The organism is Micromonospora sp. NPDC005171 (assembly GCF_040608575.1).
In the GTDB taxonomy this organism is placed as follows: Bacteria; Actinomycetota; Actinomycetes; order Mycobacteriales; family Micromonosporaceae; genus Micromonospora.
In genome coordinates this window covers 1-17,800 of sequence record NZ_JBEXIM010000005.1, presented here as the reverse complement: position 1 = coordinate 17,800, position 17,800 = coordinate 1, and the positions used below count along the sequence as shown (strand labels likewise).

Annotated in this window: 16 protein-coding genes; 5 read left to right on the top strand and 11 right to left on the bottom strand. The window is 71.5% G+C overall.

The annotated features are described in order from the left end of the window. Positions 1 to 3 precede the first annotated feature (3 nt). On the top strand, positions 4 to 1,497 hold the full coding sequence (locus tag ABZU74_RS09910; protein WP_355420599.1) for a DHA2 family efflux MFS transporter permease subunit: 1,494 nt from the start codon (positions 4 to 6) through the stop codon (positions 1,495 to 1,497). Positions 1,498 to 1,607: 110 nt separating this feature from the next. Next, on the top strand, positions 1,608 to 2,399 hold the full coding sequence (locus ABZU74_RS09905) for a maleylpyruvate isomerase family mycothiol-dependent enzyme (protein WP_355420596.1): 792 nt from the start codon (positions 1,608 to 1,610) through the stop codon (positions 2,397 to 2,399). Between the two features lie 41 nt (positions 2,400 to 2,440). On the opposite strand, the gene ABZU74_RS09900 is transcribed toward ABZU74_RS09905, so the two are convergent. The 5 genes from ABZU74_RS09900 to ABZU74_RS09880 all read right to left on the bottom strand — a co-directional run bounded on the left by ABZU74_RS09900 (position 2,441) and on the right by ABZU74_RS09880 (position 7,483). Continuing rightward, positions 2,441 to 3,640 (bottom strand): RtcB family protein, encoded by a 1,200-nt coding sequence (locus ABZU74_RS09900; protein WP_355420593.1) that lies wholly within the window; start codon positions 3,638 to 3,640, stop codon positions 2,441 to 2,443. 405 nt (positions 3,641 to 4,045) lie between these two features. Continuing rightward, a complete protein-coding gene (locus ABZU74_RS09895) occupies positions 4,046 to 4,921 on the bottom strand; it encodes a maleylpyruvate isomerase N-terminal domain-containing protein (RefSeq protein ID WP_355420590.1) in 876 nt (291 codons plus the stop codon). 70 nt (positions 4,922 to 4,991) lie between these two features. Next, positions 4,992 to 5,930 carry a hypothetical protein gene (locus ABZU74_RS09890; protein ID WP_355420588.1) on the bottom strand — a complete coding sequence of 313 codons (939 nt, stop codon included), beginning with the start codon at positions 5,928 to 5,930 and terminating at the stop codon, positions 4,992 to 4,994. A 51-nt stretch (positions 5,931 to 5,981) separates the two neighbouring features. Beyond that, on the bottom strand, positions 5,982 to 6,185 hold the full coding sequence (locus ABZU74_RS09885) for a hypothetical protein (protein ID WP_355420585.1): 204 nt from the start codon (positions 6,183 to 6,185) through the stop codon (positions 5,982 to 5,984). 23 nt (positions 6,186 to 6,208) lie between these two features. Beyond that, a complete protein-coding gene (locus ABZU74_RS09880) occupies positions 6,209 to 7,483 on the bottom strand; it encodes an RICIN domain-containing protein (RefSeq protein ID WP_355420582.1) in 1,275 nt (424 codons plus the stop codon). A 195-nt stretch (positions 7,484 to 7,678) separates the two neighbouring features. On the opposite strand from ABZU74_RS09880, the gene ABZU74_RS09875 reads away from it, so the two are divergent. Beyond that, on the top strand, positions 7,679 to 8,866 hold the full coding sequence (locus ABZU74_RS09875; protein WP_355420580.1) for a spore photoproduct lyase family protein: 1,188 nt from the start codon (positions 7,679 to 7,681) through the stop codon (positions 8,864 to 8,866). Positions 8,867 to 8,882: 16 nt separating this feature from the next. On the opposite strand, the gene ABZU74_RS09870 is transcribed toward ABZU74_RS09875, so the two are convergent. Further along, positions 8,883 to 9,389, bottom strand: a complete 507-nt coding sequence (locus ABZU74_RS09870) for a DinB family protein (RefSeq protein ID WP_355420577.1) — start codon at positions 9,387 to 9,389, stop codon at positions 8,883 to 8,885. A gap of 50 nt (positions 9,390 to 9,439) precedes the next feature. Then, complete coding sequence (locus tag ABZU74_RS09865) at positions 9,440 to 10,282, bottom strand: M15 family metallopeptidase (RefSeq protein ID WP_355420574.1); 843 nt, start codon at positions 10,280 to 10,282, stop codon at positions 9,440 to 9,442. A 321-nt stretch (positions 10,283 to 10,603) separates the two neighbouring features. On the opposite strand from ABZU74_RS09865, the gene ABZU74_RS09860 reads away from it, so the two are divergent. Beyond that, positions 10,604 to 11,641, top strand: a complete 1,038-nt coding sequence (locus ABZU74_RS09860; RefSeq protein ID WP_355420571.1) for a LacI family DNA-binding transcriptional regulator — start codon at positions 10,604 to 10,606, stop codon at positions 11,639 to 11,641. A gap of 126 nt (positions 11,642 to 11,767) precedes the next feature. Here the strand turns inward: ABZU74_RS09860 and ABZU74_RS09855 are convergent, their stop codons facing one another. The 3 genes from ABZU74_RS09855 to ABZU74_RS09845 form a co-directional block, all read right to left on the bottom strand. After that, positions 11,768 to 12,616, bottom strand: coding sequence for a peptidylprolyl isomerase (locus ABZU74_RS09855; protein ID WP_355420568.1), 849 nt, complete (start codon positions 12,614 to 12,616; stop codon positions 11,768 to 11,770). A 68-nt stretch (positions 12,617 to 12,684) separates the two neighbouring features. After that, complete coding sequence (locus ABZU74_RS09850; RefSeq protein WP_355420566.1) at positions 12,685 to 13,893, bottom strand: D-alanyl-D-alanine carboxypeptidase; 1,209 nt, start codon at positions 13,891 to 13,893, stop codon at positions 12,685 to 12,687. Positions 13,894 to 13,940: 47 nt separating this feature from the next. Then, positions 13,941 to 14,669, bottom strand: coding sequence for a MerR family transcriptional regulator (locus ABZU74_RS09845; protein WP_355420562.1), 729 nt, complete (start codon positions 14,667 to 14,669; stop codon positions 13,941 to 13,943). Positions 14,670 to 14,834: 165 nt separating this feature from the next. Here ABZU74_RS09845 and ABZU74_RS09840 point away from each other — a divergent pair, with 165 nt between their 5' ends. Continuing rightward, complete coding sequence (locus ABZU74_RS09840) at positions 14,835 to 17,129, top strand: excinuclease ABC subunit UvrA (RefSeq protein ID WP_355420559.1); 2,295 nt, start codon at positions 14,835 to 14,837, stop codon at positions 17,127 to 17,129. 123 nt (positions 17,130 to 17,252) lie between these two features. On the opposite strand, the gene ABZU74_RS09835 is transcribed toward ABZU74_RS09840, so the two are convergent. Then, complete coding sequence (locus tag ABZU74_RS09835; RefSeq protein ID WP_355420556.1) at positions 17,253 to 17,672, bottom strand: protein-tyrosine phosphatase family protein; 420 nt, start codon at positions 17,670 to 17,672, stop codon at positions 17,253 to 17,255. Positions 17,673 to 17,800: the final 128 nt, after the last annotated feature.

Here is a 17,800-nt window from a genome sequence, read left to right as displayed (position 1 = left end):
ACCATGCCCGGAACCACCTCGACCGCGCCCGGCGCGCCCAACGCCGGGGCGTCGACAGGGGCGCCGCACCCGCGGCGCTGGATCGCGCTGGCGGTCATCGCGGTCTCACAGCTGATGGTCGTCCTGGACGCCACAATCGTGAACATCGCGCTGCCGCAGGCCCAGGCCGACCTGGGAATCACCGACGCGAACCGGCAGTGGGTGATCACCGCGTACACGCTGGCCTTCGGTGGTCTGCTGCTGCTCGGCGGTCGCATCGCCGACTACTGGGGGCGCAAGCGCACCTTCCTGGTCGGCATGACCGGTTTCGCGCTCGCCTCCGCCCTGGGCGGTCTGGCCACCACCGGTGAGATGCTCTTCGCCGCCCGCGCGTTGCAGGGCGCCTTCGGCGCGCTGCTCGCCCCGGCCGCGCTGGCGCTGCTCACCGTTCTCTTCACCGAGGCCACCGAGCGGGCCAAGGCCTTCGCCGTGTACGGCGCGATCGCCGGCGGTGGATCGGCGGTCGGCCTGCTGCTCGGCGGGGTGCTCACCGAGTACGCCGACTGGCGCTGGTGCCTGCTGGTCAACATCCCGGTCGCCGCCATCGCCATCGCCTTCGCGCTCCCACTGGTGCCGGAGAGCCGCGCCCACGGCAACACCCGCTACGACGTACCCGGTGCGATCGTCGTGACCGCCGGCCTGGTCTCCCTGGTGTACGGCTTCACCAAGGCCGCCGAGGACGGCTGGGACGCCACCGCGACGCTCGGTTTCATCGCCGCGGGCGTGGTGCTGCTCGCCGCCTTCGTGGTGATCGAGCTGCGCTCCAGCCACCCGCTGCTGCCGCTGCGGATCCTGCTGGACCGCAACCGGGGCGGGGCGTTCCTCACCTCGACGCTGATCGGCGCGGGCCTGTTCGGGGCGTTCCTCTTCCTGACCTTCTACTTCCAGGTGGTGTTGCAGTACAAGCCCCTCGAAGCCGGTCTCGCGTCCCTGCCGGTCACCGTCGGTGTGCTCATCGCCGCCGGTGGCGCCAGCCAGCTGATGCCCCGGTTGGGTGCCAAGCCGCTGATGGTCGCCGGTGCGGCGCTCGCCGCCGTGGGCATGCTGGTGCTGACCCAGATCGACGTGGACACCCCGTTCCTCACCCACCTGCTGCCCGCGCAGGTCATCCTGGGCCTGGGGCTTGGCTTCACCTTCGTCCCGCTGTCCAGCCTCGCCCTGGTCGGGGTGCCGAACCACGACGCGGGCGCGGCCAGCGCGACGCTCAACGCCACCCAGCAGATCGGTGGCTCGCTCGGCACCGCGCTGCTGAACACCTTCTACACCAGCGCGGTCGCCGCCTACCTGGTCGGCCGGGCGCCGAACCCGGTCAACCAGGTCGAGGCGCTGGTGCACGGCTACCGGGTGGCCTTCGCCTGGGGAGCCGCGCTGATCGTGCTCGCCGGACTGGCCACCCTGGTCCTGGTGAAGGTCCGCAAGGAGGACGTCCCGACCGGCAACACAGTGCACATGGGCTGAGCCTGACCGACGTGGCCGCCGGCCGGAGCGCCCCGACCGTGGGGTGGGCCGGCCGGCGGTCACGTCCGGTAACGTCCCGACCATCGTCGAAAATCCGTTTGAGGAGATCCATGTCGACCCCTGCTGACCAGATCATCACAGCTCTGCGCGCGGGCCACGAGGAGCTCGCCGCGCTCGTCCGAGACCTCAAGGAGGACGACCTGCTCCGCCCGTCGGGGGCCAGCGAGTGGCAGGTGTCCCAGGTGCTGAGCCATCTGGGCAGCGGCGCCGAGATCAACCTGGCGACGCTGGAGGCCGCCCGTTCCGGCGCGCCCGGCCCGGACGGGGACTTCAACCGGGGCGTCTGGGCACGCTGGGACGCCATGTCCCCGGCCGAGCACGCCGCCGGGTTCCTCGCCAGCAACGAGCGGCTGGTCGAGGCGTACGAGGCGCTGGACGCCGAGACCCGGGCCTCGATGCGGGTCGACCTCGGCTTTCTGCCGGAGCCGGTCGACGTGGCCACCGCGGCCCGGTTCCGGCTCAGCGAGTTCGCCCTGCACCAGTGGGACGCCGAGGTGGCGTTCAACCCCTTCGCGGCGGTGACGCCCGGTGCGGTGGCGCTGCTGTTCGACCAGATCGGCGGCATGCTGGCCTGGACCAGCCGACCGCAGGAGTTGGCCGGGCGGGAGGCCACACTGCTGGTCCGGCTGCACGCGCCCGAGCGGACGTTCGGGCTGCGGCTGGGTGAGAAGGTCGAGATCGTCGACGTCCCGGAGCGTCCCGACGGCGAGCTGGTGGCCCCGGCCGAGGCGTGGCTGCGGCTGGCCACCGGACGGCTGGGCCCCCAGCACACGCCCGACGGGGTGCGGGTGACCGGCGCGGTGACCCTCGACGACCTGCGCCGGGTGTTCGTCGGCTTTTGAGGCGGTGCCGCGCGGGCCGGTTACCCGGCCCGCGCGGCCTCTCAGCCCTTCACGCAGACCACCTGCTTGAGGTGCGCGACCACCTCGACCAGGTCCTCCTGCTGGGCCATCACCTCGGTGATGTCCTTGTACGCGCCGGGGATCTCGTCGACCACCCCGGCGTCCTTGCGGCACTCCACCCCGGCGGTCTGCGCGGCCAGGTCGTCCGTGCTGAACGTCCGCTTGGCCTGCGCCCGGGACATCCGACGCCCCGCCCCGTGCGACGCCGAGCAGTACGCGTCCGGGTTTCCCCGCCCCCGCACGATGTACGACCCGGTGCCCATCGACCCGGGAATGATGCCCAGGTCGCCCCGGCCGGCCCGGATCGCGCCCTTGCGGGTCACCAGCACGTCCACCCCGTCGTAGCTCTCCTCGGAGACGTAGTTGTGGTGGCAGCTGATGGGCTCGTCGTAGCCGACCTGCGGGAAGTGCTCGCGCACCACGCCGCAGAGCAGGGCCAGCATGACCGCCCGGTTGCGCCGCGCGTACTCCTGCGCCCAGAACAGGTCCCGCCGGTACGCGTCCATCTCCGGCGTCCCGGCGAGGAACACGGCCAGGTCCCGGTCCGGAAGGTCGGCGTTGTGCGGCAGCCCCCGGGCCACGCCGATGTGCCGCTCGGCCAGCTCCTTGCCGATGTTGCGGGACCCGGAGTGCAGCATCAGCCAGACCCGCCCCTCGTCGGCGCCGCCCTGCTCCAGGCAGACCTCGATGAAGTGGTTGCCCCCGCCGAGGGTGCCGATCTGCCGCTGTGCCCGGGTCTCCAGCTGCGACACCCGCCGGTCCAGGCTGGCGAACCGGCCCCAGAAGTCGTCCCAGCCGGCCTGCGCCAGTCCCCGGATCCGACGCGGGTCGACAGCCGTGTCCCGCTGCGCGAAGCCGACCGGGATGGTGGCCTCGATCGCGGAACGCAGCCCGGCCAGGTCGTCCGGCAGGTCGGCGGCGGTCAGCGAGGTGCGTACCGCCGACATGCCGCAGCCGATGTCGACGCCGACCGCGGCCGGCGAGACGGCCTGCCGCATCGCGATCACCGAGCCGACCGTGGCACCCTTGCCGAAGTGCACGTCGGGCATGACGGCGACGCCCTGCACCCAGGGCAGCGCGCCGATGTTGCGCAGTTGCTTGGCGGCCTGCGGCTCGATGGCGTAGGGGTCGGTCCAGACCCGGACCGGTGCCCGGGTACCGGCGAGGGGGGTGAATCCCATCGTGGTCTCCTTGTGTCGTGCCGGCGGCCACCGTCGAACGGTGACCGTTAATGATCACGCGCCGGACGTTCGGGGTCCGGTGCCGGAACGCGCAGACGAAAGAGCCGCCCGATCCCCGGTGGGATGGGCGGCCGGCGGACGCGTCAGCGTCGGCGTCAGTCGCACCGCCCCGGGTCGAGGCGCCGCTCCAAGCGGCAGGCGATGGTGGTGCCATTGGCGGGCAGCAGGGCGCTGGCAGGGAGCAAGCGCCGGGCGGCATCGGTGCGGACGCGTCGCGACACGGCGTACTCCCCTCGGGGTGTGATCGGTTGACCTTGCACCGACGAGACTAGGAGCGCCACGACGCGTCCGCAATGGATATCGGCGGACACCCGCTGGCGGTCATGCCCTGCGCTGCTGCCCCGGTTAAGGGGTGAGCCGGCCGTTGGGCATGTGCACGACCCGCAGGAAGGCGGGCAGCCGCCACGGCCTCGGCCCGCCGACGACGACGTCGCGCCGCAGCACCGCCTGCGCGATGCTGATCCGACCGAACATCATCAGGTTGAACCGGGCGGGGCGGAACGTCACGCGCGCGTCGAACGGGCCGTCGGGCGGCGCCACCCACACCTTGCCGTCGCCCAGGGTCAGCGTCGTGGTCGGGGTGTACCGGGATCGGAACTGCACGGACACTGGGTGCCCGGGCATCGGCAGCTCGGTGTTGAGCAGCACCCCGTACGTGTCGCGCAGCATGTCGAACATGAACAGGTCCCAGTAGAGCGCGGCGTGGGCGTCCGGCATCGGCCACGGGTGGCGCAGCGCCCGGGCGATGTCCCAACCGTGCACGAGCAACTCGTTGGTCAGATGGGCGAACAGGCCGCCGACGGTCACCCGCGAGCTGCCCAGCCAACTCACCGTCGACCTCGGATCCGCGGTCGTGGCCAGGAGAGTGCCGACCGCGCCGTTCAGCTGTGACAGCAGGACGCTCGGGTCGCGCTCGGGGAAGTGGGCGAGCACGTGACTGTTGACGTCGGCCACCGTGTCGACGTTCGTGACGGCCAGCATGTCCTCCAGGCCCGGCACGCGGATGGCGAGCTCCGCGCCGTCCACCCGCGACACGTACAGCACAGCGATGGACACCACATGCGCGACAGTGTCCGCCACGGTCCAGTCGGCGGTCGCCATGACCGTGGGCGACGGCGCGGCGGCCACCAGCTCGGTGAAGCGATCGGCGGCCGCCCGCAGTGCCGTCTTGGCCAGGCCCCAGCGACTCGGATCCCCCACGTCGGTCACATCGAACAGCATCGAGAATTCGGCCGGGCCGGGGCATCTCCGAACGTGCGCTCTTTCCCGGCAGCGTCAGGTCCCGCCGGTGTCAGTGGTTGTAGAACATGGTGGGGAACCAGCCGAAGCCGAAGATGGACGGCACCCGCACGTCCCAGTACACGACGGTGAAGACGCCCAGCGCGATGAGCAGCGCCCCGCTGAGCACCATGCTGCGCCGCACGTCCGCGGCGAGCCAGCTGATGAAACGGCCGCGCGTGAGCACGACCAGCAGCGCGAACAGCGCGGTGACCACGACGATGTTGCCGAGGGACTGCAACACGAACGCGGCCGAGCCGTACAGCGGGTTGCCGCTGTCGACCGCCCAGTGGAACAGCTTGTTGAACAGCGGATACGGCCGGCCGATGAGGAAACCACCGATGAGCGCGCCGAGGGTCACCACCCGTGCGACCGGCCGGTCGGCGAACACGTCGCGCAGCGCCCCGATCGCGGCCAGCCCGAGATAGATGAGCGCCAGTCCGATGACGCCGAACACCACCGACGACTGGATGATGCGCACCGGCATCCCACCGACGGTGTCGGTCGACAGTTGCGGGAGCCGGTCCCCCAGCAGGACCCCGACGAACCCGTACACCGCGGCGACGGCGACCATGCCCAGAGTGAGGTAGGCGACCGGCCGCAGCAGCAGCCGCAGCCGGTCACCGTTGCCGCTGCCGGCCGCGCCGAGCGGCCCGATGGACGCCAGCATCGCGATGTTGCAGGCGGTGAACGTGCCCGCGAGGCCCGACACGAACGCGAACACCAGGCCCGCGGCCGTACCGGAGATCGCCGTGGCCTTCGCGTCGTGGCCGAGGAGCCCGCTGGCGACGCTGTCGCCGATGACCGAGTCGACGAACTCGTAGGACCACAGCACCGACAGCAGCACCCCGGCCGCCACGCTGAACGCGATGATGACGCCGTTGCGGTGTGGTCGCCTGTCGACGGAGACCCTCGATTGGTTTCGGGTGGCTGTGGCTGACGTTTCCGTCATCGATCTCTCCCCGGGCCGATGGACATTTGATTACCGCGCGCGGCGATAATGTCACCAGCCGTAGTCGGGGTGCATCTCGGAAAGTGCGCTCTTGGCGTCAGGTGTCCCAGCAGCAGTCCACTGCGGGTCGACGAGCCACTCGACGAGGCGAGCCTCGGGGCGCCTGCCCGAGGCTTCCTCGTCTTCGCTGGTGCCGGCGAACTGGATGTCCGAGGCGGTTCGCACGCCGTCGGCGTCGAACCGGTGCAGCACCATGGCCGCACGCTACTGCGCTGGATCTATGTTTGTGGCACCAGCCTGAACGACTGCGCGGCGGTGCCGTTGCAGGTGTACTGGATGAGCTGGACGCTGTCCGCCGTGGACGCTCCCGGCACGTCGAGGCACTTGCCGCTGTTGCGGTTGACCAGGCGGTAGTAGCCGCCGCCCTCGGGCTCGGCCCGCCACTGCTGGTTGTTGCCGCCGCTGTAGGACCAGAGCTGGATGGGCGCGGAGTCGGCTGTCGACCTGTCGGTCACGTCGAGCACCTGGGCGCTGTTGTTGCGGTTGTTGATCCGCAGGTACCCGCCGCTGGTCGGCACGAACTGGTACTGCTGGGCGGCGCTGCTGTTGCACGCGTACTGCTGGATGGCCGTGCCGTTCGCGCTGGCCGCGGCCCGCGCGTCCACGCACTTGCCGTTGCCCCGGTTGACCACCGTGTGCCAGGCGGTCGGCGAAATCGTGCCGTCCGACGGCGGGGGCGTCGTCGGGGGAACGGTGCCGACGCCGGCCAGCCAGTGCAGCCCGTCGATCAGCAGCTGGTTCTGCTGCGCGCTGTCGAAGGTGGAGGACAGCCCGGTGTTGGTGCTGTAGTTCATCGCGTTGTGGCCGAAGTTGGCGTAGAGCATCTTGTACTGCCGGTTGCTCCAGACCAGCGGGTAGTAGCCGCCGTACCAGGACTGGTTGGGGTCGGTGCCGACCGGAAAGCTGGACGGGTCGATCGAGGCGAGGATGTCGATGTTGGGGTTCTGCCGCAGGTCGTTGCTCCAGGAGTACCACTCGCTGATCGACGACGGGAACGTCGCCGGGAGGTTCCGGGTGGCGGCGTGGGTGCGGTTGTCGGCGCGCATCGTGACCCGGGTGGGTCCCCAGGTGTTCGTCTGGAACGAGCCGGTGCCGAGGAAGGTGTTGTAGTACCAGCTCCAGCTCGACGGGTTGTCGGTCCACGCGCTGACGTGGAAGCCCAGCCACGCCCCGCCGTTCTGCATGTACTGCTGGAACGCGGCCCGTTGCGCGGTGGGTGGCGCGTCGTCCAGGAACATGACGACCTTGTACTGGGCCAGGTTGGCGGTGTTCAGCAGACTCCAGTTGTTGGTGGCCTCCCAGGAGAAGCCGTACTGGGCGGCGGCCTGCGGGAACCAGGCCCGGGCGTCCTTGACGAAGTCGATGTGCGCGGCGTCCCAGGTGCCGTTGTAGAAGGCCAGCACCTTGAACGTCGGCGCGGCCTGGGCGCTGCGCGAGGCGTTGACCGCGAGCCCGGCGGTCACCGCGACGACAAGGGCGACCAACAACGACAAGATCCGTCTGGTACGGGAGGAGAGTTCTGCGATCACCTGATCGTCCCTTCGGTCGGGACGCGCGCCGCCGCGTCGATGGTGCATCTGTTCACAAGGTTTACAGATAGATGAAAGGTTATGCGCTCCGGTTGGGCCGCGTCAATCGCGGGGCCGCCGATCGGGTGGGATTCCTACGGCAACGGGTACCCCGGCCGGATGACCAGCCCGGACGCCGTCGACGTCGACCAGCCGCTCGCCGTGGACGTGCCCGCCGCGCCGCACGACGCCAGCGGCGAGCGGGTGCCGATCCGCGACCTGGCCGGCCTCGCGCCGCCGGCCCGGTCGGCGCGCCGCTGGACCCCGGGCCGGGTGGTGGCCACCCCCGCCGCGCTCGACCACCCGCACGGACAACGGATCATCGAACGGGTGCGGGCACTCGGCATCGAGGTGGAACACCTGCGCGCCAACCGGCTCACCGGGGTACGCGGGCAGACCGACCGGGAGACCTACGCCCGGGCCAAGTCGACCATGGCGATCGTGGTGAGCCCACCCTCGCGGCGCGTCCTGCAACCCATCGCGCCCAGCGCCGACTGGCGGGTCGACCTGGCCGAGGGCTGCCCGGCGCACTGCCAGTACTGCTACCTCGCCGGATCCCTGTCCGGCCCACCGGTGACCCGGGTGTACGCGGACCTCGACGACATCCTCGCCGGGCTGGCCGGGTACGCCGGACGGGGGACGGTGACCAGCCGCAACGTGCGCCGCGCCGACGAGGGCACCACCTTCGAGGCGTCCTGTTACACCGACCCACTCGCCCTGGAGCACCTGACCGGCAGCTGGCGGCGGGCGGTGGAGCACTTCGCCGACTGGGACGCGCCGGTGCAGTTGCGCTGGACCACCAAGTACGCCGACGTGGACACCTTCGTCGGGCTGCCGCACGCCGGCCGGACCCGGGTGCGCTTCAGCGTCAACTGCGCCCCGGTCAGCGAACGGTTCGAGGGTGGCACCGCCCGGGTGCCGGACCGACTCGCCGCGCTGCGCCGGCTCGCCCTCGACGGCTACCCGGTCGGGCTGACCATCGCGCCGATCATCGCGTTGCCGGACTGGCGGGAACGCTACGGCGAGTTGCTCGACCAGGTCCGCGCGGCGGTCGACGGGGTGCCGGAGCTGGACCTGACCGCCGAGCTGATCACCCACCGGTTCACGCCGGGCAGCAAGGAGGTGCTGCTCGGCTGGTACCCGCGCACCCGACTGGAGATGGACGAGGAGTCCCGCACCCGCAAGCACGGCAAGTTCGGCGCGGTGAAGTACGTCTACCCCCGTGAGCAGATGGCCGAACTGCGCGACTGGTTCACCACCGAGCTGACCGCCCGGGTACCCAGCTGCCGAATCCTCTACTGGACCTGAGCGGCCCCACCGCGAGCTAGACGCCGACGGTGCCGTCAATGCCCTCGCGGAGAAAGTCGGCGTGGCCGTTGTGCCGGGCGTACTCGTGGATCAGGTGCAGCATGACCAGCCGCAACGAAACGATCTCGCCGGAGCGGACGTTGCGGCCGGTCACGTCCAGCGACGCTGCGGTCCGCTCGATCCGGCGGGCGTGCTCGACCTCCCGCTCCCAGGCGTCGAACGCCTCGGCCCGGGTGGCCGAGCTGGCGTCGTACGCCTGCTGGAAGTCGCCGGTCTCCGACCAGACAAGCGGGATGTCCTCGCCGTCGATGACCCGTCGGAACCAGGCGCGTTCCACCTCCGCCATATGCCGCACCAGGCCGAGCAGGGACAGCGTGGAGGGCGGCATGGACTGCCGGCGCAGCTCCTCATCGGAGAGACCCTCGCACTTGAGGGCCAGCGTCGCGCGATGAAAGTCGAGGAAGGCGCGCAGCGTCTCCCGCTCGTCGCCAGTAACCGGGGGGCCGATCCGTTCGGTGGTCATTGAAACGATCATGCCGGATGACACCGGCGGCGGTGGTGCCGGGCCGGGCGTCAGCCGACCGAGGAGCGGGCGACCGGGGCGGCGAAGAACGTGTCCGGGTACGGCTCGTCGCGGAGGCTGTAATGCCACCACTCACGGTCGTAGTTGACGAACCCGGCGTCGGTCATCAGCCCCTGCAACAACCGACGGTTGTCTCGCGCCGTCCCCGTGATACGAGGGTCGGCGGTGTGCGCCCGGGAGTCGAAACAGTCGAAGCCCGTACCCATGTCGATGCTGTTGTCCGCGAAGCGCTGCCCGCGCGGCGCGGTGCAGGCGACCAACGGTTGCCCGACCCGGTACGGAGGTTGGCTGGCGGCGGGCTCGTCGACAAGGGTCAGGTCCAGGGTGCTGCCGCGGCTGTGCGCGGTGGGCGCCCCGATGTAACCGTCGGCGAAGAGCTTGTTCTTGGCCACGTCCGGGTAGAACTCGGCCTTGGTCTGCTGCTCACCGGGGCGCTTCGACCAGGCGACGAAGTCGTCCACCGCCGGTTGCGGGCGGTAGCAGTCGTACACCTTGAGGCTGCGCCCGCCGGCCAGTGCGGCGTCCTGCACGCGGCGCAACGCCTCTGCCGCCTGCCGGGTGAGCAGGCACAGCGGCTCGCGGTAGCCGGTGATCGGCCGGCCGACGAAGTTGTGCGGTGTGGCGTAGCGGATGTCGGCGTGGATGCGCGGGTCGAGGTCGGTCAGCACCACGAACCCCGGCAGCGGGGCCGCCACGGAGGTGGCCGGGGTCGGCACGGGTGTGGGGCTCGCCGACGTCGGCTGCGGCGCGGCCGGCGTGGGGCGGGGCTCCGGCCGCGAGCAGGCGCCGAGCAGCGCGGCGAGCGCGAGCACGACGGCCAGGCGGTAGCGCACGAGTTCTGTCTATCAGCCCAGCGAGGGCCGCCATCCCAGGATCCACTCGTCCGCCGAAAGTCGGCGGGTCCCCGGCCGCCGGACGCCCCCGGTTTCAGGGAAGTGGAGTCGATCCAGGGCCGTCCGCCGCGCCGACGAACGAAAGTGACCGAAAAAACTCCGGAACTTTTCCGCAAAGCCAGCGAAGCTTCGGTCGATCTGGCATGTCGTCAACCCCCGCCGGTGAGGCAAGATGACCCGTGGAACGGGCACGCCGTTTCGGGACACACGGTGGGCGACCGTCTTTGTGGTCGATCCCCCGGCTCGGTGAAGGAGACGCGGGTGGGCGCGGACGACGGACGCAGGGTGACCATCACCGCGATCGCACGGGAGGCCGGGGTGTCGGTTCCGACCGTGTCACGGGTACTCAACGGTCGCTCCGATGTGGCCCCGGACACCCGGGAGCGGGTCGAGGAGTTGTTGCGCCACCACGGCTACCGGCGTCGTACCAGCCGCAGCGTTCGCCGTGCCGGTCTCGTCGATTTGGTCTTCAACGACCTGGACAGCCCCTGGGCCGTGGAGATCATCCGCGGCGTGGAGGACGTCGGGCACGGCGCCGGTGTCGGCACTGTGGTGTCCGCGATCCACCGGCAGCCCACAGCGGCCCGGCAGTGGCTGCAGAACCTGCGCACCCGGGCCACCGACGGCGTCATCTTCGTGACCTCGCACCTGAGCCCGCCGCTGCACGCGCAGCTGCGTCGCCTCAACGTGCCGGTGGTGGTCGTCGACCCGGCCGGGGTGCCGGCCATGGACGTGCCGACGATCGGTGCCACCAACTGGGCGGGTGGGCTCGCCGCTACCGAACATCTGCTCGCGATCGGGCACCGGCGCATCGGTTTCGTGGCCGGGCCGACGCACCTGCTGTGCAGCCGGGCCCGGCTGGACGGTTACCGGGCCGGGTTGGAGGCCGCCGGGGTGCCGGTGGACGACGCGCTGATCTACCCGGGCGACTTCTACCACGCCTCCGGGTTCTCCGGCGGGGCGGCGCTGCTCGACCTCGCCGACCCGCCGACCGGCATCTTCGCCGCCAGCGACCAGATGGCCTTCGGCGTCTACGAGGCCATTCGGCGCCGTGGGCTGCGCGTCCCGGACGACGTGAGCGTGGTGGGTTTCGACGACCTGCCGGAAGCCCGCTGGGCCTCACCGCCGCTGACCACAGTGCGCCAACCGTTGGTCGAGATGGGACGGTTGGCCGCCCGGACCGTGCTGCGCCTGGCCCAGGGCGAGGGCATCGACTCGCCCCGGGTGGAACTCGCCACCGAGTTGGTGGTCCGGGACAGCACCGCCGCCCCGCCGACCGGGTCGCCCGCCTCGGCGTGACGGCCGGAACTGCGTCGGAAACCGGTTGGACCGGTACCGGTCCGTTCCCGGAAATTACGGCCGAGGGCGTGCGCGACCCCCGGCCGGCGCGGTGAGCGACCGACGGTCACCCACCGCGCCGTACGGTCAGTGGTGGTGGTGCCAGCGGACGGCCTTGCGGATCGTCACCGGCAGGGCCGGCGCCCCGTCGACAGGTGCCGGGTCCTCGGCGGTCGGCGCCACTCCCCCGGCGGCGATCCGGTCCAGGGTGGCCAGGCCGGCCCCGTCGACCTCACCGAAGATGGTGTAGTTGGGGCGCAGCGCGGAGTTGGCGTACACCAGGAAGAACTGGCTGCCGTTGGTGTCCGGCCCGGCGTTGGCCATCGCGAGGACGCCCCGGGCGTACACCCGACGCTCCCCGGTCGGGTCGGTGGGCGCGGGCGGCAGGTCGGTCGGCAGTTCGTCGCGGTACCGGTAGCCCGGGCCGCCCTCGCCGGTGCCGGACGGGTCACCGCACTGCAGCACGCTCAGCGTCGGGTACGCGGTGAGCCGGTGGCACGGGGTGCGGTCGTAGAAACGCTTGCCGACCAGGTGCAGGAAGCTCTGCACAGTGCACGGCGCGGCGGCCCGGTCCAGTGTCAACCCGATGGGCCCGTGGTTGGTCGCCAGGGTCACCCGGACGCTGCCCCGGGCCGGCGTGCGTCGCGGGTCGGGCGGCAAAGGCACCGGCCGGGCCGCGGGTTCGTCCGGGGTCTCGGTGTACGCGCACGGGCCGTGGGTGGTGCGCGGGGGCCGGGTGGCGGTGTCGACAGCTGTGGGCGGCGCGGCGGAGACGCGCTCCGCCTCCGCCGACGGGCCCGGCGCGGCGAGCGCTGTGGCGGACGCGCCGACGACAAGCGCCCCGGCGAGCACTGTCACCCCGGCGAGGCGGGTCAGGGCGCGCACCGGCCGGCGGGGTGCCGCCACTGCGGGGCGCGGTTCGAGTTCACTCGACACGGATCCTCCTGGACTCGTGGTGCCAGAAAGACCGGAGTCTATGGACGGCAGCGCCCGATGTCGATCCGTCAGGACATCCGACGGCGACGCCGCCACAGCAGGCCACCCCACAACGCCGCCACCGTCGCGCCGCTCACCGCTGTCACCGACCAGAGCCACCCCGAGCCGGTACGCGCCGGCCCGCTTGCCGCCGCGGGCCGGGGCGCGCCGGGTGCCGCCAGCGCGGACGGCGCCGTCGACGGGGTGGCGGTCAGCTCGCCGGGCTCGACCAGCCGGCCCACAGCGGCGCCCCGGGGCAGCGTGAAACCCCAGTCCAGCAGGGCAGCGCCCTGCTCCCACCCGCGTACCGGTGCGGATTCGGCGCCCAGTAGGGTCACCACCAGCCGCCGCCCGCCGCGTTCCGCAGCCCCCACGTAGGTGTGCCGGGCCAGGTCGGTGAAGCCGGTCTTGCCGCCGAGCGCCCCCGGGTACCGGTAGATCAGCTGGTTCTCGTTCTGGATCTCGAAGCCCTTTGTGCGTTGCGCCGGCTGGGCCGGGATCGACGTCTGCTCGGTCAGCGCGTACCGGCGGAAGGTCGGCTGGGCGAAGCAGGCCCGGGCGATCAGCGCCAGGTCGTACGCGCTGGTGAACTGCCCCTTGCCGTCCAGCCCGGACGGGGTGACCGCGTGCGTCTGGAGCGCGCCGAGGTGATGCGCCCGCTCGTTCATGGCGCGGACACCGGCGGCGCTGTCCGTCCCGCTGCCAAGTCGGGCCAGCGCGTTGGCGGCCTCGTTGCCGGAGTTCAGCAGCAACCCGAGCCAGATCGTCTCAATGGTGTACCGGCCGCCCGCGACCAGACCCACGGCCGAGGAGCCGGGTTCGATGTCCATGTCCGCCTCGGTGACGGTGACCGTCTGCTTCGGGTCGAGCCTGGGCAGCATGGTGGCCGCCAACAGGAGCTTCTGCACGCTCGCCGGTGTGCCGTACTCGTGGGGGCCGCAGCCGCCGAGCACCTGGCCGCTGTCCAGGTCGGCGACCAGCCACGACGTGGCGGTGACCTTCGGTGGCGCGGCGACGCCGCCCGGCACGACCAGGCCGGCCGTGTCGAGCGCCGCCCCGCCGACCATCCGCTGCTCGGGAACGGCGGGCGGGGGCGACGGCCGGGGTGGGCGGGACACCCCCGGCGCCGGGACCCGGGGGCAGCGCACCGTCGGCGCGGCGGACGCTCCCGTCGCACCGACCGGCACGGGAGCGAGCAGGACGGCGGACGTCGTGGCCGCCAGCAGCGCAGCTCTCATGTGCCCGACCCTAGTCACGACGATCGCCCCGCGGGACGGGATGCCGGTCAACTCGCGTCGCCGCGACCGAGCAGGTAGTCGTGCAGGGCGGCGCTGCCCCGCAGCCGGCGCAGGCTGCGGGTGTGCAGCTCCTGCTCGCGGCGGGCCAGCTCGGCGCGGACCCGCTGAGCGCTGCCGGTGGTCCGCAACTCGCCCAGCACGGCGGCGATGATCTCGAACGGGTACGCGCCTCGGCGCAGCAGCGCGATGACCTGCGCGGCGCGTAGCTCCGCCTCGTCGTACACCCGGTAGTTGGTGCCCGGGGTGCGGCCCGGCCGCAGCAGCTCACGCTCCTCCCACAGCCGCAGCTGCGAGGTCCGGACCCCGACCAGGGCGGCGACCTCACCGATGCGGGCGCCGCGGCGTGGTGCGGGCCGGGCCGCCGGTGGGCTGGCCAGCACGGTCTCGAAGGCGCCGAGCACCCGGCGGATCTCGGCGCGTTCCCGGTCCAGCTCGGCATGGCCGCCGTCGAGCGCCGCCAGGGCCGCCGGCAGGTCACCCTGGTGCACGGCCGCCATGATCTCCCGGGTACGGCTCCAGCCGTGCCCCTCGGCCAACCGCCGCGCCACGGTCAGCGCCCGGGCGTGCTCGGTGGTGAAGATCCGGTAGCCGCTCGCGGTGCGGCGCACCGGCGGCAGCACGCCCAACTCGACGTAGTTGCGCACCTGCTGCACCGAGATCCCGACGGTGGCCGCCAGGTCCACGGCGCGCAGCCGATCCTTCGAGGCGACGTTCACGCGAGTCACCGTACCGCTTACGACGTGATTTGAGACTTTCCTGGACCTGCTGCTGAAACCAGCGCTCGGATCTCGGCCAAAGTCTCTACATGGGGATGAATGAGACAATGGAACCTGCCAGTGCTCGGCGGGCGCAGTCCCGCCACGATTCCGTGAAGGGTTCGCATGTCGCAGCCAGCATGGTCCGCCGCCGACAGCCACGACATGATCGAGGTACGCGGAGCGCGGGAGAACAATCTCGCCAACGTCTCGGTCGACATCCCCAAACGCCGGTTGACCGTCTTCACCGGTGTCTCCGGGTCAGGCAAGTCGTCGCTGGTCTTCGGCACCATCGCCGCCGAGTCCCAGCGCATGATCAACGAGACCTACAGCGCGTTCCTCCAGTCGTTCATGCCGAACCTCAACCGGCCGGACGTCGACTCGCTGCGCAACCTCAGCGCGGCCATCGTCGTCGACCAGGAACGGATGGGCGTCAACTCCCGCTCCACGGTCGGCACCGCCACCGACGCGTACGCCATGCTGCGGATCCTCTTCAGCCGACTCGGCCAACCGTCCATCGGCGACGCCGGGGCGTTCAGCTTCAACCTGCCCGAGGGCATGTGCCCCACCTGCGAAGGGCTGGGCCGGGTCTCCGACCTCGACGTCAACGAGCTGGTGGACGTCGAGCGCTCCCTCAACGACGGCGCGATCACAGTGCCCAACTTCGCTGTCGGCTCCTGGTACTGGCAGACCATCGTCGGCTCCGGCCTGTTCGACCCGGACGTCAAACTCCAGGACTTCACCCCGCAACAGTGGGAGGACTTCCTGCACAAGCCGCCCACGAAGATCAAGGTGGGCAGCAACAACTGGACGTACGAGGGTCTCGCGGTCAAGGTCAAGCGGCTCCTTCTCGCCAAGGACCGCGAGTCGATGCAACCGCACATCCGCGCCTTCGTCGACCGGGCGGTCACCTTCACCAGCTGCGGCGACTGCGGCGGCACCCGACTCAACGCGGCGGCCCTCTCGTCGCGGATCGCCGGGCACACCATCGCCGACTGCTCGGCAATGCAGATCAACGACCTGGCGACCTTCGTCCAGGGCATCGACGACCCGGGGGCCGCGCCGCTCGTCGCCAACCTTCGCGACCTGCTGGACTCCCTTGTCGAGATCGGCCTGGGCTACCTCAGCCTGGACCGTGAGTCGGCGACCCTCTCCGGCGGCGAGGCGCAACGGGTGAAGATGGTCCGGCACCTCGGCTCCAGCCTCTCCGACGTCACGTACGTCTTCGACGAACCGACGGTCGGCCTGCACCCGCACGACATCGCCCGGATGAACGACCTGCTGCTGCGGCTGCGCGACAAGGGCAACACCGTGCTGGTGGTGGAACACAAACCGGAGACCATCGCCATCGCCGACCACGTGGTCGACCTCGGGCCGGGCGCCGGCACCGACGGCGGTCGGATCTGCTTCACCGGCGACATCCCCGGCCTGCGCCGCTCCGACACACTCACCGGCCGGCACCTGGACCACCGGGTGACGGTGCGCGAGGCGGTACGCCAACCCACCGGGCAGCTCGCCATCCGCCAAGCCGACCTGCACAACCTGCGCGAGGTGGACGTGGACATCCCGCTCGGGGTGCTCACCGTCGTCACCGGGGTTGCCGGCTCCGGCAAGAGCTCGCTGATCCACGGCTCGCTGCGCGGCCGGTCCGGGGTCGTCATCGTCGACCAGTCCCCGATCCGTGGCTCACGACGCAGCAACCCGGCCACCTACAGCGGGCTGCTCGACCCGATCCGCACCGCCTTCGCCAAGGCCAACGGGGTCAAGGCAGCGCTGTTCAGCGCCAACTCCGAGGGCGCCTGCCCGGCCTGCAAGGGGATCGGGCTCATCTACACCGACCTGGCGATGATGGCCGGCGTCGCGAGCGTCTGCGAACGGTGCGACGGGCGACGCTTCACCGACGAGGTGCTCACGTACACGCTGGGCGGCAAGAACATCAGCGAGGTGCTGGCCATGTCCGTCACCGAGGCGTACGCATTCTTCCCCAGCGGGTCGGCGCACCTCATCCTCGGCCGGCTGGTCGACGTCGGGCTGGGCTACCTCAGCCTCGGCCAGCCACTGACCACCCTGTCGGGCGGCGAGCGGCAACGCCTCAAGCTCGCCATCCACCTGGCCGAGAAGACCACCACGTACGTCCTGGACGAGCCGACCACCGGCCTGCACCTGGCCGACGTGGACCAACTCCTGGCCCTGCTCGACCGCATGGTCGACGCCGGAAACACGGTGATCGTCATCGAGCACCACCAGGCGGTCATGGCACACGCCGACTGGCTCATCGACCTCGGCCCCGGCGCCGGCCACGACGGCGGCCGCATCGTCTTCACCGGCACACCGGCCGAACTGGTCGCCACCGGCGACACCCTCACCGCCACCCACCTCCGCGACTACGTCAACGGCCCGGCGACGGTCGGCCAGGGCTGACACCGCTGCCCCAAGGCCGGCCGGAGCACGGCCCGGGGCGCCACGGGTGGCCGGCACGAGTGGCGGCGACCTGGCCGGAGCCAGCGGCGGCGGTCAGGCCGGCGCAAGCGGCGGCGGCGGCGGTCAGGTGACGCGGCGCAGCCAGCGCCGCTGCCAGGGGGTCTCCACCGCCTTCGGGTGATAGCCGGCCCGAACCCACGGCACCGCCCGCTCGACCGGCAGACCGTCGAGGATCGCCAGCGCGGCCAGGGCCGTTCCGGTGCGACCCACCCCACCCCGACAGGCCACCTCGACGCGTTCCCCGTCGTGCGCGCGCCGCAGCGCCTCCCGCAGGGCGTCGAGGGCGTCGGCACGGTCGAGCGGCACCCAGAAGTCGGGCCACCGGATCCGCCGGTGCGGCCAGGCCGGCTCCGGACCAGGGGCCAGCAGCACGGCGAAGTCGGCGGGCGAGGTCGCGTCAGCGACGCGGCGTCCGCGCACCGTCGCCCCACTGGGCAGTACGAGTACGCCCGGCTGCTCGGACCACGGCTGTGCGTCAGTCACCCGCACATTGTGCCGCTGTTCCACACGGACGAGTGCAGACAGCGCCGCCCCCGGCCGGTGGGCCGGGGGCGGCGCTGGTGTCGGTGTGCAGGTCGCCTCTCGGCGAGTGGCACGACGCGGCTCCAGCC